Source organism: Dyella sp. 2HG41-7 (genome assembly GCF_021390675.1).
Taxonomy (GTDB): Bacteria; Pseudomonadota; Gammaproteobacteria; order Xanthomonadales; family Rhodanobacteraceae; genus Dyella_B.
Genome location: NZ_JAJEJV010000004.1, coordinates 1,548,919 through 1,564,233, shown reverse-complemented (window position 1 = coordinate 1,564,233; position 15,315 = coordinate 1,548,919). Strand labels below are relative to the sequence as shown.

Here is a 15,315-nt window from a genome sequence, read left to right as displayed (position 1 = left end):
ATGCCAAGCACACGCCTCGCCAATCTGATTGACGGTCGCCTGCAGGCGCCTTTGGACGATCGCTGGCTCGACGTCCACGAGCCGGCAACCGGCGCAGTTTTCGCACAGTGTCCTGATTCGAGCGCGGCGGATGTCGATGCCGCCGTCCATGCTGCGCAAAAAGCCGCACCCGGCTGGGCTGCCACGCCTGTCGAAGAACGCGCACGACTTCTGCATCGTCTCGCCGATTTGATCGAAGCGCGACTCGATGAATTCGCGGAGCTTGAATCGCGCGACAGCGGCAAACCGGTTGCGCTCGCCAAGCGCCTGGATATTCCGCGCGCCGTTTCCAATCTCCGTTTTTTTGCTTCGGCGGTGGTCGGTTGGGAAAGCGAATCGCACGCGATGGAAACCGGGGCGATCAACTACACGCTGCGCCGGCCGTTGGGCGTTGTCGGCTGCATCAGCCCGTGGAATCTTCCGCTGTATTTGTTCACATGGAAGATCGCGCCCGCGCTTGCCAGCGGCAATGCGGTGATCGCCAAACCATCTGAAGTCACACCGTGTACGGCTGCGTTGCTCGGTGCATTGAGTATCGAGGCAGGCTTTCCACCCGGCGTGTTGAATATCGTGCAAGGGCGTGGCGCCGGGACCGGTCAAGCGATCGTCGAGCACCCCGCCATCAAAGCCGTCTCCTTTACCGGCAGCACACGTACAGGCGCGAGCATCGCCGCGACGGCTGCACCGCAATTTAAAAAGCTGTCGCTTGAACTCGGCGGTAAAAATCCCGCCATCGTGTTCGCCGATGCCGAACTCACCGACGAACATCTGGACACCATCGTCCGCTCGGGCTTCGCCAATCAAGGCGAGATCTGTCTTTGCGGATCGCGTCTGCTGGTACAACGATCCATCTACGACCAGTTTCGCGAGCGCTATCTGGCAAAGGTGAAAGCGTTGCGCGTTGGCGATCCGCAAGACGCATCGAGCGACCTCGGCGCGATGGTGTCGAGCGAACATTTCGACAAAGTGATGCGCTGCATCGCACAAGCACGCGAAGAAGGTGGACAAATTCTTTGCGGCGGCGATGCCGTGAAACTCAACGGACGATGCACGGACGGCTGGTTTATCGCGCCCACGGTCGTCGAAAGCTTGTCGAATGACACGCAAACTAATCAGCAGGAAATTTTCGGCCCTGTCGTTACGCTGATTCCGTTCGACGACGAAGCGGAAGCGATCGCCCTGGCCAACGGTACCGGCTACGGTCTCGCCGCATCGCTGTGGACGCGCGATCTATCGCGCGCGCATCGCATGGGTGCGCACTTGGAATTCGGCATCGTCTGGATCAACTGCTGGCTGCTGCGCGATCTGCGCACGCCGTTCGGCGGCAGCAAACAATCCGGCATCGGCCGGGAGGGCGGCGGCGAAGCGCTGCGCTTCTTCACCGAGCCACGCAATATTTGTATTCGTTATTGAGGAACGTGCCTTGAGCAGCCCACTGCAAGACCTGATCGACAGCAACCGCCGCTGGTCCGCCAGCATGACGCAAGCCGATCCGAAATTTTTCGAGCGGCTCGCCACGCAGCAATCGCCGAAGTATTTGTGGATCGGTTGTTCCGATTCGCGCGTTCCCGCTACGCAAATCGTGGATTTGCCGCCGGGCGAAATCTTCGTGCAACGCAATGTCGCCAATGTGGTGTCGCATACCGACCTGAATTGCCTGAGCGCCATTCAGTTCGCGGTGGACGTGCTGAAGGTCGAGCACATCATCGTGGTCGGGCACTACGGTTGCGGCGGCGTGCAAGCTGTGCTGGACGAACGCCGACTGGGCCTGGTCGACAATTGGCTGCGTCATGTCGGCGACGTGGCGCACAAGCATAACGACACGCTCGCGTCGCTGAGCTCGATGCCTCTTCGCAACACGCGCCTGTGCGAACTCAACGCCATCGAGCAGGTGATGAATGTTTGCCAGACCACCGTCGTGATGGATGCGTGGGAACGCGGCCAGGGTCTTTCCGTGCATGCGTGGTGTTACAGCCTTTCCAACGGTCATATGCACGATCTGGGCATGCATGTTTCTTCCCGCGAATCGCTGCGCCCCAACTACGAGGGAGCCTTGCAGTTGCTGATGCGCCGCGCGGGAGAATTGCGATGAGCGACGTGGTTCGCACGCAGACGGCGCCGGCTCCGGTCGGCGCGTATCCGCACGCACGACGGGTCGGCAACTTGTTGTTCCTGTCCGGCGTGGGTCCGCGCGAACCGCATACGAATCGCATTCCCGGCAATGTCTACGACGTCGAAGGCCGCTTGATGAGCTACGACATCGAGCAACAGTGCCGACAAGTATTCGCCAACGTGCGCGCTGTGCTCGAAGCGAGTGGCGCGCGCTGGGAAGATCTGGTCGATGTCACCGTGTTCCTGACCGACATGTCGCACGACTTCCCGACCTACAACCGCCTTTACGCCGATTACTTCAAAGGCGTGGATGCATGCCGCACCACGCTCGGCATCACATCGCTGCCGACACCCATCGCGATCGAGCTCAAATGCATCGCCGCCCTGCCACCAGCGACGAACTGACATAAAAAAACCCGGAGGGCGGAGCCCACCGGGTTTCGTGCCTACTGATTGGAGCTGTAACGATTACTTGCCAGCGGTGCTGCTGGAGGCCGGAGCGCTGCTGTCGCTGGAACCCGATTCGCTGCTCGCCTTCTTCGACTTGTGCGACTTGTGGCTGCTGCTCGACTTGTGGTGAGCGGCGTGCTTGGTGGTGGTCGAAGCGGAGCTCGACGCTGCGGCCGGGGCAGCCGACGACTGGTCTTGAGCCAGCACGGAACCGGAGAGGGCGACACCCGCCACGAGCAGAGAAGCGATCGCAAGTTTACGCATCATGATCATGAGCCTCGAGATTTTGGTCGCCACGGACCCGGCCGGAACCCGGCAATCGCGGGCGGCGTGACGGCTTAACAATGCAACTTTCTCGGCATACCGGAACTGAACGAGGTTCAGAAAATCGGTAGCGAATTAAATAAGGGCATCATCCGACGCTTGGGGTCGGCTTCCCCTACAGTCAGGCTAGACAATGCCGCAATAACTCACGAATGGTGTGCTGCACCATCTGCGCTTTGTCGCCGTCCCACGCGAAGCTCTCTTCATCCATGTACTGACACTGCGCCAGCTCAAGCTGTACCGCCTGGATGCGTTCCGCGGGCTGTCCGTAATGCCGGGTGATGTAGCCGCCCTTGAAACGTCCGTTGACGACAAAATCGTAACGCTCCTGGGCTTCCATCACGCTAGTGAGGTCCCATTGGAGGTCCGCGCTGCAGCTCTCGCCATCGGCGGTGCCCAGATTGAAATCCGGCAACCGACCTTCGAAAAGCATCGGCACCCGACTACGGATCGAGTGGCCATCCCACAACACGACGGATCCAAATTCATCCTTGAGGCGAGCTAACTCCCCTGCCAGCGCCTGGTGATAAGGCCGCCACCAGGTCTCGATGCGCTGACGGATTTCCTCCGCCGTTGGCTCTTGTCCTTCCAAATAGAGCGGCTCGCCATCGAATCCGATGGTAGGTGCAAGCCCTGTTTCGCGTCGCCCCGGATACAAGGCGTGACCGTCGGCAGGACGATTGAGGTCGATGACATAACGCGATGCGACCGGCTTGATCACGCTGGCGCCCAGTTCATCGGCCAACGATTCGTACAGGCGCGCAACGTGCCAATCGGTATCGGGCGCACGGCGCGCTTGCGGATGCAGCCGCGCGGCCAATTCGTCGGGGATGTAGGTGCCGTCATGCGGCAAACTGATCAGCAACGGCGCGTAGCCGCGGGTAAGCGTAAAGGTCTCCATCCACGGAGTTTGACCCGTTCGCGTTCAATGCAGCAACAGCAATTCCTCGGCGGCCGTGGGATGAATCGCGATAGCCGCTTTCAGATCGCGCCAATAAAGTCCTTTTTGCAGCGCCACCGCAAAACCTTGCAGCAATTCGTCGCTACCCGGCCCCAGCACGTGGATGCCGACGACGCGGCGGTCGTCGCCCACACATACCAGCTTCACGACGCTCTGTTCCGAACGTCCTGCCACCATCCAAAGCAAAGGTGTGTAGCGACCGCTGTGCACGCTCACCGCGCTGCCGTAACGCGCCCGCGCTTGCTGTTCGGTAAGGCCCACCGTGCCCAACGGCGGTTCGGAAAAAACCACGCTGGGTATGGCGCTATCGTCGAATCTTGCATCGGCATGGCCGCCGATCAACCGATCGACCAAGGCACGCCCGGCTGCAACAGCCACCGGCGTCAGTGCGCGCCGATCCGTGACATCGCCGACGGCGTAGAGGCCGGGCACGTTGGTGTTCTGAAACGCATCCACCCGCACATGTCCCTGTTCGTCGCGCTCCACGCCGAGGACTTCGAGGCCAAAACCTTCGCTGTTTGGCGCGCGCCCCACCGCCCACAACACGGTGTCGTAAAGGCCGTGCTGAGCACCATCCGTTGTTTCCAGTGTGATCTGTCCGGGTTCGCCGTGCGCTGCTCGGATATGAATGTCGCGTACGATACGAATGCCGTGCGCATGCATGTGCGTCGCCAGTGCTTCGACGAGTTCGCGATCGAAATCCGCCAATAGATTTCCGCGCACCAGCAAATCGACCTCGCAGCCCAGACCGTTCAACACGCCTGCGAATTCCACCGCCACGTATCCGCCGCCAACCACCGCGACGCGTCGCGGCGGCGCATCGAGCGCAAAAATATCGTCCGACACGATGCCCAGTTCGACGCCTGGAATAGCGAGTCGGCGCGGACGCGAACCAGTCGCTATCACCATGTGCGCAGCGCTGGCCTGAAACCCGTTGGCTGTGACAACGGAGTCGTTGGAGGTCAGACGCGCTGCTTCCGTCACTACATGAATACCCGCCGTATCCAGGCGCGTCGCATAACGCGAACGAATGCCGGCGATATACCGATCGCGCAAAGCGCGAAAGCGCGCCCAATCCAACTGCATCGGCGTTGCACTGAAACCGATTTCCGCACCGAGGCGATGCATGTCGGCGATTTGCGCCGCATACCACATCGCCTTCTTCGGCACGCAACCGCGATTCACGCAGGTGCCGCCGAGTGCATCCGGATCGAACAACGCAACGCTCGCGCCCAATCGCGCCGCATGCTGCGCGACGCTCAATCCGCCAGAACCTGCTCCCAGAACGATCAGATCGAAACGTTCGCTCATGCGTGCTCCTGATGTGACGCGCTACAGATGAAAGCGCGCTGGTGCGTAAGGGGTCGGATCGATAACAGGCGTGTTGCCTTGGATTTGTGCGGCGACCAATTCGCCCGTCGCTGTCGACATGCTGACGCCGAGCATGCCGTGTCCCGTGGCCAGATGCAGATTGGACCAACGCGTGCTCGACCCGATGATCGGCACTTCGTCGACGCTCATTGGGCGCCATCCCCACCAGGATTCCTGCAATTGCGGACCTTCCGGATCGTGCAAGCCCTGAGCCGCGCCACGACGCAACGCGTCGACGCGCGCGCGATTGAGTCCCTCCGAATAACCGGAGAACTCCATCGTGCTGCCCAATCGAAAGCCACTATCCCAAGTGGTGACGCAGACCTTCGCTTCGCGCAGCACCATGGCATGGCGCGGCGCGCGTGCCGGGCGCGTATACGTCAGCGAATAGCCTTTGCCCGGTTGCATCGGAATACGCAGGCCCAGTTGTTTGCCGAGCAGCGGCGACCAGGCGCCAAGCGCCAGCACGACGCGGTCGCCGGTAAAATCGCCCAGAGACGTACTGACGCCCACGATCTGTCGCCCGTTGGTTTCCAAGCGTTCGATTTTTGCGCCGGTCTCGATCATGCCGCCTTGTTCGCGCACCAGCCGCGCCAATTCCGCGACGTAGCGATCGGGGCGCAAACGCGCATCGTCCGGGTGAAACAAGCCACCCAGCACGCCTGGCTTGAGCGCCGGCTCCATCGCTTCGACTTCGTCGCCGCGCAATCGCTGCACCGCAATGCCCAAACGATCCAGCACCTGCGCGTGATGCTGCTCGTCGTCGTCCCTTTGCGCCGCACTGCGATAGACGTACAACAAACCGGCTTCTTCAAACTCGCAGTCGAGTTTTTCGTTGCCTACAAACTCGGTCAATAGCTGCCGCGACCGCTGCAGAATCGCCAGCCTCGCCTGGGTAGCGCGCTCGAAGTCGGACCAATTGCAATGTCGGGCGAACCCCATGAGCCAACGAAAGCGCGGCCCGTCGAAGCGGGGGTTGAGGTACAGCGGCGCGTCGGCGCGGAGCACAGAACGCAAGGCCACGCCCAGCGTGCCCGGCATGGTCAGAGGCGCAGCGTGGCTCGGGGTGATGGTGCCGCAGTTGCCGTGCGAGCTGCCGCAACCGGGCGTGCCCTGCTCCAGTACCCGCACGCGGGCTCCGCCTTTGAGCAGATGCCATGCGCAGGAAAGGCCTATCACGCCGCCGCCAAGAATCAATACGTCGCTACGAGAGGTCGTCATCAGGTCATTGTAGCTGGCACAAATTGGTACTTGCGTGGGTTCGAACTTCGTCGCAGGCTGATGCCGCGACCCCCATCGTCCGCCCAAGCCCATGCGCCCAATGAATGTGATGTGCCTGCTTTGCACGATCGTGCTGTTGGCCTCCACCGACGCACGCGGGCAAACGTCCGCGCCAACTGCGCGGGAAGTGGTTACTAAATTCGGCTCCGCGCCAAATGGTCTGGCGCGCTACAACTATCTTGTGTCGGTGATGCCCTCGCTCAGCAACGAGGACAAAACGCTGGCTCAACAGCTGCTCGCAACCGTCGAAAGCGAGCTTGGCTTGTACAACGAAGCCTTGATGACGTTTCCCTTCGACAATCGCATCGCCCCGCCAAAAGGCGCGCTAATTCCGCACACCGACGTATGGGAAGCAGCGGACGCGGCCGACGCGGTCGTGGAACTTGCCGCCAAGCGCAACATCGTCATGATCAACGAAGCACATCATGACGCGCACACTCGTGAATTGACCTTGGCGCTGCTGCCTCGGATGCGCGCGCTCGGCTTCCAATACTTTGCTGTGGAAGCGCTAAGTCCGAAAGACACCGAGCTGATGCATCGAGGTTATGTGACCGATACGTCGGGCAGCGAGTATTTGCTCGAGCCGCTGTATGGGGAAATCGTCCGTCAAGCGATACGGCTTGGCTTCACCGTCGTGCCCTACGACGCGGACAACACAGCCTTCGCAGATCGCGATGCGGCACAGGCGCAAGGACTCTACGAAAAGATATTCGCCAAAGATCCTCACGCCAAACTGTTCGTCCACGTCGGTTATTCCCACATCGACAAGACACCGGGCAACTTGGGTAGCGGCATCCAGCCTATGGCGATGCAGCTAGCGCGTTTGACGGGCGAAGATCCGCTTTGCGTGGATCAAACGCAATTTCGCGATGTTGCGGTGGGCGGCATCGACTACGGTTTCTACAACACCGTCGCAAGCCATTTTCGGCTGAACAAACCATATGTGCTGCGCGATCGAAGCGACAATGTCGTTTGGAGTTCCGATCCGAAGCGCGTGGATGTCACCGTCATACTTCCGCCAGCGGCCGAACGCGATCTCGACGAGGTGGGCATGATGACCAGCGACGCGTTGCATCATGTCGTTGTGCTACCGCGTCCGCCGTTCGACATCGATCAAAGGCCGTCATGGCTGACTCTCGAAGGTCAGCGCATCCCTTACCGGATCAGCACAGACGCTTGCCAAGACCATATTCCCTGCTCGATCGAGGCGCACTATGCGAACGAGCCCGACGACGCCACGCCGGCCGACCGATACACCTTTTTGAGGAACGGCCAGCACAACGATCTCTTTCTCTACCCAGGCCACTATCGATTGCGCGCCTGGGATGCGAGCGGCAAGACTTTGTCTCAGCAGGAAATCGACGTCGCCAAACGCTGATGGAGCCCGATTGGCCCGCTTCGGCTCTTGCGCATTTAAAATTACACGTGTAATTTCTGTTTCAGACTACATGTGTAATCCAACGAGGCCGCCATGTCTCCCCCCATCATCGCCATCAGCGATGCCGAAAGCCGCGTCATGGAAGCGCTGTGGCAGCAGGCGCCGCTGACGTCCGAGCAAATCGTCGCCGCCATCCAATCCAGCAGCGACTGGCACGAAAAAACCATCCGTACCCTGCTCAACCGTCTGCTCGGCAAGGGCGCGGTGGAAGCGACGCGCGACGGACGGCGTTATCTCTACCAACCCTTGCTGACGCGCGCGCAATGGCAGTCGCAAGAAAGCCATAGCCTGCTCGATCGCGTGTTTGGCGGTCGCGTCGCGCCGTTGCTCGCGCACTTCAGCCAGCACGAAAAACTTTCCGCCAAGGATGTCGCCGAGCTGCGCAAGATGCTCGACGCCATCGAGCGAAAGGAGCGCTGACATGAACATGATGTTGCTGCGAATGCTGCTCACCGCTTCGTTCGGCTTGGCGCTCGCGTTGCTGTTGCGCAAGCCGATGCGCCGCATCTTTGGCGCAGGGCCGGCGTTTACGTTGTGGTGCTTGCCGCTGCTCCTCGCTGCCATGCCATGGATCCCGGCGTCCTTCGAAACGCCCGCACTGCAGCCCATCATCGCTGCACTGCCTTCACAGACCTACATCACGCCGGACGATGCGCCTTCCGTAATCTATGCGTGGCTGATTGCCGTGTGGTTGCTCGGCGTGGCATACGGGATCGTCAATCTGACATTTCGATATGTACGCCTGGCGCGCGCATGCGGGCCGATGCCCGAAATCATGCAGCGCCGACTCACACGCGAATACCCATCGCTACCGATGCGCCGCGTGTGTCTGCACGTTGCGGGTCCCGCAGTGATGTGGGCGCCGCGCGCACGTCTTCTGCTACCTGCGGATTTCTTCGAACGTCAGGATGCCGAGGCGCGCGAGATGGTGTTGCGCCACGAATGCACGCATCTGCGTCGCGGCGATGCGTGGTGGAGCCTGCTGAGCGAATGCTTGCTGATCCTGCTTTGGTTCCATCCCCTGGCTTGGTTTGCGTTACCACGTTTCCAACTCGACCAGGAGCTTGCCTGCGACGAAAACGTGCTGCGCGCCTCGCCTCGTTACGAAGCACCTTACGCGCGAACGCTGATGCGCAGTACCGGCGTCGATGCGCAACCCGCGATGATCCCTTGGCTCGCAGAGTCACAATTGAAGGAGCGCCTCACCATGATCAGCCGTCCTCCACGCAGCAGTTGGCGCCGCCGAATCGGCTACGTGACGCTGGCTTCTCTTTTTGCCAGCAGCGCCCTCTTGGCCCAAACCAGCACCGCGCCACCGGTCGATCGCACCGCTGCTCAGGACATCGATTACAACGCAGCACAACGCCCGATGTATCCGCAGGACGCTATTAAAAACCGTGAGCAAGGCATGGTGCTGTTGAAAGTGCTGGTGGGCGCGGACGGGGTTGCGCGCCAAATCAACGTCGATCCCAAAACCCAGGCCTCGCCCGAACTGACCAAAGCCGCTAGCGACGCGGCTATGAAATGGCGTTACAACCCGAAGATCGAAGGCGGCAAAGCGGTGGAAAGTTGGGTCACCGTGCCCGTGATGTTCAGCCTTGCGCCGTTGCCGCCGCATCCGCCCGGACCGCCGCCGCGTCCAGGTACCGTGCCGCCACCGCCTCCGCCGCCGGGCATGCTGCCTCCGCCGCCGCCCCCGCCGCCGGGAGGGCCAAGTTCTTCCAACTCCTAAAAACTTCCCTGCAAGCTATTGATTTGCTATAACCTCGGCGCAAACATCGCCGAGGTTTTTTTATGAGCCTGGCCAGTACAGGGGATTGGCATAAACACAGTCTGTTCGCTCACGCTTTGCGGCTGAGCGTGGTGTTTATTGTGCTGAGTTTGGCCGCTTGCGGCACCGCGCCGCGGCGCGAGGCAACTTACAAAGCATCGGAATCGGCGCTCGCCAACGAGCCAGCACGCGCGCCCGAGAACTCCATCGGCACCGCCAACGACGTGCTGTTCCGCGCGATGGCGCTGGTCGGCACGCCGTATCACTGGGGCGGTAATACGCCGAGCGGTGGCTTCGATTGCAGCGGCCTGGTGGGCTACATCTATCGAAATGCCGCCAATATCCAACTGCCGCACAGCTCGCGCGAGATGGCCTCGGTCAGCGGCGAGAAAGTCCGACACATGGACGATCTGATCAGCGGTGATCTGGTGTTCTTCTCCATCGATGGCGGCATCAGCCACGTCGGCGTCTACGTCGGCAAGGGCCGTTTCGTGCACGCGCCAAACAGCGGCGGGACGGTGCGCCTGGACGATATCGACGGCCCCTACTGGCGCGATCATTTCGCCTACGGCAAGCGATTGCTGGACTAAAAGCACTCCGCGAAAAGCCCCCGATACGGCGGGCGACTCCTCTTAACGATCTTTCCGGGCCATCTTCACAGAAATTATATTGTGCACAATTAAATTTGATGCTATCTTTTTCGCCATGAAGAAAACCACCGACCCGTCCCTGCTCCTCGACGAACAGCTTTGCTTCGCGCTGTACGCCGCGTCGCGCCGCATGACCGCGGTGTATCGCCCGTTGCTGGACGCATTGGAGCTCACCTACCCGCAATACCTGGTGATGCTGGTGTTGTGGGAACGGGACGCGCTAACCGTGCGCGAACTCGGCGACCGCCTGCAATTGGATTCGGGCACGCTCACGCCGCTGCTGAAGCGGCTTGAGCAAGCCGGCCTGGTCGGTCGCCGTCGTCGCCAAAGCGACGAGCGCGAAGTGGAAATCACGCTGACCCAAGCGGGCCATAACCTGCGCGAGCGCGCCGCCGAAGTGCCGCGCTGCCTCGCCGATCGACTTTGCATGTCCGTCGACGCCTTTACGCGTCTGCGCGACGAACTCAAAACCCTGGCGAATCGACTCGCCTCCCCCAACGACCCACGAGAGTAAAAGCCATGAGCAACCCCACCAAAGTTCTCTATACCGCCACAGCCACCGCCAAGGGCGGCCGCGAAGGCCACATCCACAGCAGCGACGGCGTGCTGGATTTCGATCTGAAAGTGCCGAAGGAACTCGGCGGCCCGGGCGGCCACGGCAGCAATCCGGAGCAATTGTTCGCGGCCGGCTACGCAGCCTGCTTCGAAGGCGCGGTGCGTTACGTCGCACGCGAAAAGAAGGTTGCGTTGAAGGATGCATCGGTCACCGGCCACGTCGGCATCGGTCCGCGCGATCCCGCCGGTTTCGCCATCGCAGTGAAGTTGGAAGTGAGCTTGCCCGGCATCGATCACGCCGTGGCGCAAGAACTGGTCGATATCGCGCATCGCGACATCTGCCCGTATTCGCACGCTACGCGCGGCAATGTGGATGTGCAGATCAGCCTGGTTTGATCGAGGCTTGAAACGACAACGGCGCCACAAGGCGCCGTTGTTTTAAGCCAATTCGTTCGCGCTTAGTGCGCTTCCGCACCCGGCGGATGCGCATGACCGTGCTGAATTTCTTCTTCCGTCGCGTCGCGCACTTCTTGAATTGCAACGTCGAAGCTCAGCGTCTTGCCGGCCATCGGATGGTTAAGATCCACGTCGACCGTGCTCATGCCAACTTTGTGCACCGTCACCGCGCGCTGGCCGCCCTGCTTGAGCGACAACACTGTGACCATGCCCGGCTTCAAGCGATTGCCCTGTTGGAAATACTTCTTCGGCACGCGCTGGATCTGACCGTCCTGGCGCTCGCCATAGCCTTCGGAAGGCGGAATCTCCACCTGCAGCGTATCGCCGGCGCCGTGTTCTTCCAGCGCCTTTTCCAGGCCCGGGATGAGCTGGCCGTGGCCAAGCAGTATCCACAACGGCTGCCCGCTCTCGTGCGAGCTTTCAACCTTCTCGCCGTCCACGGTAAGCGTGTAGTGGAACGCGATGACCTTGTCCTTCCCAGCCTTCATTGCCTGTCTCTCGATCGAAGTCAAAGAAGCCATTCTATCAGCTACCGAAGCGCACCCCACGCGCCTCGGGCCCCAGCCAGACGAGCAGCGCCAGCAACATCGCTACGCCGGCGATCCACAGCGACATCACCAGCGGCAAGCCGGCGCCCTGCGAGGCCAGCCAGGATTGCGCGGTGGCAGTGCCGGCGGCGAGCAGATTGCCCATCTGATAGGCAAATCCGGGCAAGGTGCCGCGCACGGCGTCCGGCGAAAGCTCGTTCAGATGCGTCGGCACCACGCCCCAGGCGCCCTGCACCATCACCTGGATCAAGAACGCGCCGATGCCCAGCAACAGCAACGAGCCGCCATACGTCCATAGCGGAATCACCGGAATGGCCAGCAAGGCGGCGATGATCATCGCGCGACGACGACCGATACGCTCCGACCATGCACCGAAATAGATCCCGCCCACCAATGCGCCCAGATTGAGCATCGCCACCAGCACAAACGCCGCGCCCGATCCGGTCGGCAAATGCAGATTCACTTCTTCGAACGTGTGATACATGTCCTGCGAGCCGTGGCTGAACATATTGAATGCCGCCATCAGGCACATCAGATAAATCGCGAGCTTCCAGTGACCGCGCATCGCCTCGCCGAGGCTGCGTTTGCCATGCGTGGCTTGCGTGGCTTCCCACGCCGGCGATTCGGGCACGTTGCGACGGATGTACAACACCATCAACGCCGGCAGCGCGCCCACTACGAACAAACCGCGCCAACCGATGTGATCGATCAGCAACCAATTCACCAGCGCGCCCAGGAAAAACCCGCAGGGATAGCCGCTCTGCAATAACCCCGACACCAGCCCGCGCGATTTCGGCGGAATCGACTCCATCGCCAACGACGCGCCGATGCCCCACTCGCCGCCCATCGCCACGCCAAACAAAAAGCGCGACGCCAACAACAACGTAATCGTGGGCGCAAACGCCGTGGTCAATTCGAACAGCGAAAACAGAATCACATCGATCATCAGGATTGGACGACGACCGAAGCGATCTGCCAATCGACCGAACAGCAAAGCGCCTACGGGGCGCGCCGCCAGGGTGAGAAACACACCTAGCGTCACTTCGGTGCGGTCGACATGAAATTCCTTCGCAATGCCGACGATGACGAAGGTAAAGAGGAAATAATCGAACGCGTCCAGCGTCCATCCCAGGAAGCTCGCCAGCACGGTATGCCGTTGCTCGTGATTCAACTCACGCAAGGCGGACAGAACGGACATGCAGCACTCCCGGTTGGCGACTGCGGGAGGCTAACACGGGGCGGTAGGCCAAAAAGGGCTGAATTCCCGGCATACGACCCGCAAACACCGAGGCGACGAGCGCTTTCTTCATGTATACTTAGCAAGTTGACCGCGCCCACATGGCGCACTTTCACTTCTCAACAGCAACGCGGTTCTGCATGAAAGCTCCGGGTTGCACAGGAGCAATTTCATGTCTTTCGAATCGCTGGGCTTAGCCCCTGCGTTGTTGCGCGCGCTTGCCGAACAGGGCTACGCCGAACCCACTCCGATCCAGGCCGGCGCCATTCCGGTGGTGCTGGAAGGCCACGATCTTATGGCTGCCGCGCAAACCGGCACCGGCAAGACGGCCGCCTTTTCGCTGCCCTTGCTGCAGCGTTTGTCGAGTGTGCAAACCAAGGGTCCGCGCAAGCCGCGTGCGCTGGTGCTCACGCCCACGCGCGAACTCGCCGCGCAAATTAACGACAACGTGCGCGACTACGGCAAACACTTGCACGTGAGCAGCACCACGATCTTCGGCGGCGTCGGCATGGGCCCGCAAATTCAGGCGCTGCGTCGCGGCACCGATATCGTCATCGCCACGCCGGGTCGATTGGTGGATCACATGCAGCAGCGCACGATCGATCTTTCCCAGATCGACGTACTGGTGCTGGACGAAGCCGACCGCATGCTCGACATGGGCTTTCTGCCGTCGCTCAAGCGCATCGTCGGCGCGCTGCCGAAAAAACGTCAGACGCTGCTGTTTTCGGCCACCTTCGCGCCGGAAATCAAATCGCTGGCCATGCAGTTCATGCAATCGCCGCATGAAGTATCGGTCACGCCGGCCAACACGGTCGCAAGCACGGTGAGCCATCAGGTGCATCCGGTCGACGCATCGCGCAAGCGCGACCTGCTGCTGCACGTGCTTAGCCAGGACAGTCGCCGCCAATCGCTCGTGTTTAGCCGCACCAAGCACGGCGCCGACAAGCTCGTGCGTCATCTGGAACAATTCGGCCTGCGCGCCGCGGCGATTCACGGCAACAAGAGTCAGAACGCCCGCACGCGTGCGCTGGCCGATTTCAAGAGCGGCCGCATCACCGTGCTGGTCGCAACGGACATCGCCGCACGCGGCATCGATATCGATCAGCTTCCCATCGTGATCAATTTCGATCTGCCGATGGTGGCGGAAGACTACGTGCATCGCATTGGCCGCACCGGTCGCGCAGGCGCCAACGGCCTGGCGCTTTCGCTGGTCAGCCACGAAGAATCGGGCTTGCTACGCGATATCCGCAAGCTGTTGAACCAGGAAATCGCGATCAACGAAGTGCCCGGTTTCGAGCTGTCCGCGCCGCTGCGGCTGGATGCACACGCACCGCGCCCGAAACCGGGTCAGCGTCAACCGCAATCGCGTTCGCCGCGTCAAGGCAATAACGGGCATCGTCCGCACGGCCATGCGCAGCAAGGCAAAAACAACGGCGCTGGCGAACATGCGATGGGCAATCGCAAACGCCGCCGCCCGCGCGGCGGCAAACCTGCGACGGGAACGCAACGCTAATCGATTGCGTTCTTACGCCTATCGTTCGCGTCGACGCGTGAACGATAGGCGTCACGCATCCGGTCGAATACGTGCGGTGAGGATGTGGTCCTCCCACACGCCGGCGATCTGCAGATAACGCTTGGCGTAACCTTCGCGTTCGAATCCCAGCGAGGCCAGTAACCTTGCGCTGCGTTCGTTGCGCGGCAGATAGTTCGCCATGACGCGATGCAGATTCAACGCGCCGAACGCCCAGGCGGTACTCGGCTCCAGAATCTCCCGCATCAAACCTTGTCCTTGCATGCGCGCGGCCACGCCGTATCCGACGTGACATGCCTGAAACGCGCCGCGCACGAGGTGGGCGAAGTTGCACGTTGCAAGGATCGATTGCTCGGCATGATCGAACGCCATCAGCAGATAGCCGCGATCCTGCCGAGCGAGCTCGCGACTGTCCGCGATCGTTCTCGCGCAATGTTCCAGCGTGTAGTACTCGTTTTCGCGCAACGGTTCCCACGGGGACAAATGAGCGCGATTTTCCAGGCGATAATGCAGCAGTTTCGGCGCATCAGCTTCGTCGGCGATACGAATACGTGCACGTGGTGTTTCCAGATACGGCGGTTCGATCACGAC

The 15,315-nt window shown here is 61.2% G+C and carries 17 protein-coding genes; 10 read left to right on the top strand and 7 right to left on the bottom strand.

Annotation, left to right across the window (positions count from 1 at the left end; genetic code table 11):
* The 3 genes from L0U79_RS08230 to L0U79_RS08220 are packed head-to-tail and all read left to right on the top strand — an operon-like array spanning position 1 to position 2,556.
* Positions 1–1,452, top strand: a complete 1,452-nt coding sequence (locus L0U79_RS08230) for an aldehyde dehydrogenase (protein ID WP_233841375.1) — start codon at positions 1–3, stop codon at positions 1,450–1,452.
* 10 nt (positions 1,453–1,462) lie between these two features.
* Positions 1,463–2,131 (top strand): carbonate dehydratase, encoded by a 669-nt coding sequence (gene can / locus L0U79_RS08225; protein ID WP_255682722.1) that lies wholly within the window; start codon positions 1,463–1,465, stop codon positions 2,129–2,131.
* Positions 2,128–2,556, top strand: coding sequence for a Rid family hydrolase (locus tag L0U79_RS08220; protein ID WP_233841374.1), 429 nt, complete (start codon positions 2,128–2,130; stop codon positions 2,554–2,556). Before can ends, L0U79_RS08220 begins: the two co-directional genes overlap by 4 nt.
* A 63-nt stretch (positions 2,557–2,619) precedes the next feature.
* Here L0U79_RS08220 and L0U79_RS08215 read toward each other — a convergent pair whose 3' ends face one another.
* From L0U79_RS08215 to L0U79_RS08200, 4 genes are all read right to left on the bottom strand, one after another.
* Positions 2,620–2,868, bottom strand: a complete 249-nt coding sequence (locus tag L0U79_RS08215; RefSeq protein WP_233841373.1) for a hypothetical protein — start codon at positions 2,866–2,868, stop codon at positions 2,620–2,622.
* 178 nt (positions 2,869–3,046) lie between these two features.
* The gene (gene hutG, locus L0U79_RS08210) at positions 3,047–3,826 is read right to left on the bottom strand and encodes an N-formylglutamate deformylase (protein WP_233841372.1); all 780 of its coding nucleotides are present in this window, start codon (positions 3,824–3,826) and stop codon (positions 3,047–3,049) included.
* Positions 3,827–3,850: 24 nt separating this feature from the next.
* Complete coding sequence (gorA, locus tag L0U79_RS08205) at positions 3,851–5,197, bottom strand: glutathione-disulfide reductase (RefSeq protein ID WP_233841371.1); 1,347 nt, start codon at positions 5,195–5,197, stop codon at positions 3,851–3,853.
* 21 nt (positions 5,198–5,218) lie between these two features.
* Positions 5,219–6,478 carry an FAD-dependent oxidoreductase gene (locus tag L0U79_RS08200; RefSeq protein ID WP_233841370.1) on the bottom strand — a complete coding sequence of 420 codons (1,260 nt, stop codon included), beginning with the start codon at positions 6,476–6,478 and terminating at the stop codon, positions 5,219–5,221.
* 91 nt (positions 6,479–6,569) lie between these two features.
* Here L0U79_RS08200 and L0U79_RS08195 point away from each other — a divergent pair, with 91 nt between their 5' ends.
* The 6 genes from L0U79_RS08195 (at position 6,570) to L0U79_RS08170 (ending at position 11,348) form a co-directional block, all read left to right on the top strand.
* Positions 6,570–7,916 (top strand): hypothetical protein, encoded by a 1,347-nt coding sequence (locus tag L0U79_RS08195; protein ID WP_233841369.1) that lies wholly within the window; start codon positions 6,570–6,572, stop codon positions 7,914–7,916.
* A 93-nt stretch (positions 7,917–8,009) separates the two neighbouring features.
* The gene (locus L0U79_RS08190) at positions 8,010–8,396 is read left to right on the top strand and encodes a BlaI/MecI/CopY family transcriptional regulator (protein WP_233841368.1); all 387 of its coding nucleotides are present in this window, start codon (positions 8,010–8,012) and stop codon (positions 8,394–8,396) included.
* Position 8,397: 1 nt separating this feature from the next.
* Positions 8,398–9,708 (top strand): TonB family protein, encoded by a 1,311-nt coding sequence (locus L0U79_RS08185; RefSeq protein WP_233841367.1) that lies wholly within the window; start codon positions 8,398–8,400, stop codon positions 9,706–9,708.
* 62 nt (positions 9,709–9,770) lie between these two features.
* Positions 9,771–10,337 carry a C40 family peptidase gene (locus tag L0U79_RS08180; protein ID WP_233841366.1) on the top strand — a complete coding sequence of 189 codons (567 nt, stop codon included), beginning with the start codon at positions 9,771–9,773 and terminating at the stop codon, positions 10,335–10,337.
* A gap of 115 nt (positions 10,338–10,452) precedes the next feature.
* Positions 10,453–10,911: a MarR family transcriptional regulator gene (locus tag L0U79_RS08175; protein ID WP_233841365.1), complete on the top strand. Its 459-nt coding sequence runs from the start codon at positions 10,453–10,455 to the stop codon at positions 10,909–10,911.
* Between the two features lie 5 nt (positions 10,912–10,916).
* Positions 10,917–11,348: an organic hydroperoxide resistance protein gene (locus L0U79_RS08170; protein WP_233841364.1), complete on the top strand. Its 432-nt coding sequence runs from the start codon at positions 10,917–10,919 to the stop codon at positions 11,346–11,348.
* 62 nt (positions 11,349–11,410) lie between these two features.
* Here L0U79_RS08170 and L0U79_RS08165 read toward each other — a convergent pair whose 3' ends face one another.
* Together L0U79_RS08165 and L0U79_RS08160 are read right to left on the bottom strand one after the other, a co-directional pair.
* Positions 11,411–11,896 carry a peptidylprolyl isomerase gene (locus L0U79_RS08165; RefSeq protein ID WP_233841363.1) on the bottom strand — a complete coding sequence of 162 codons (486 nt, stop codon included), beginning with the start codon at positions 11,894–11,896 and terminating at the stop codon, positions 11,411–11,413.
* Between the two features lie 37 nt (positions 11,897–11,933).
* A complete protein-coding gene (locus L0U79_RS08160) occupies positions 11,934–13,154 on the bottom strand; it encodes an MFS transporter (protein WP_233841362.1) in 1,221 nt (406 codons plus the stop codon).
* 211 nt (positions 13,155–13,365) lie between these two features.
* On the opposite strand from L0U79_RS08160, the gene L0U79_RS08155 reads away from it, so the two are divergent.
* Positions 13,366–14,706, top strand: coding sequence for a DEAD/DEAH box helicase (locus tag L0U79_RS08155; protein WP_233841361.1), 1,341 nt, complete (start codon positions 13,366–13,368; stop codon positions 14,704–14,706).
* Positions 14,707–14,757: 51 nt separating this feature from the next.
* Here the strand turns inward: L0U79_RS08155 and L0U79_RS08150 are convergent, their stop codons facing one another.
* Positions 14,758–15,312, bottom strand: coding sequence for a GNAT family N-acetyltransferase (locus L0U79_RS08150; protein ID WP_233841360.1), 555 nt, complete (start codon positions 15,310–15,312; stop codon positions 14,758–14,760).
* Positions 15,313–15,315 lie beyond the last annotated feature (3 nt).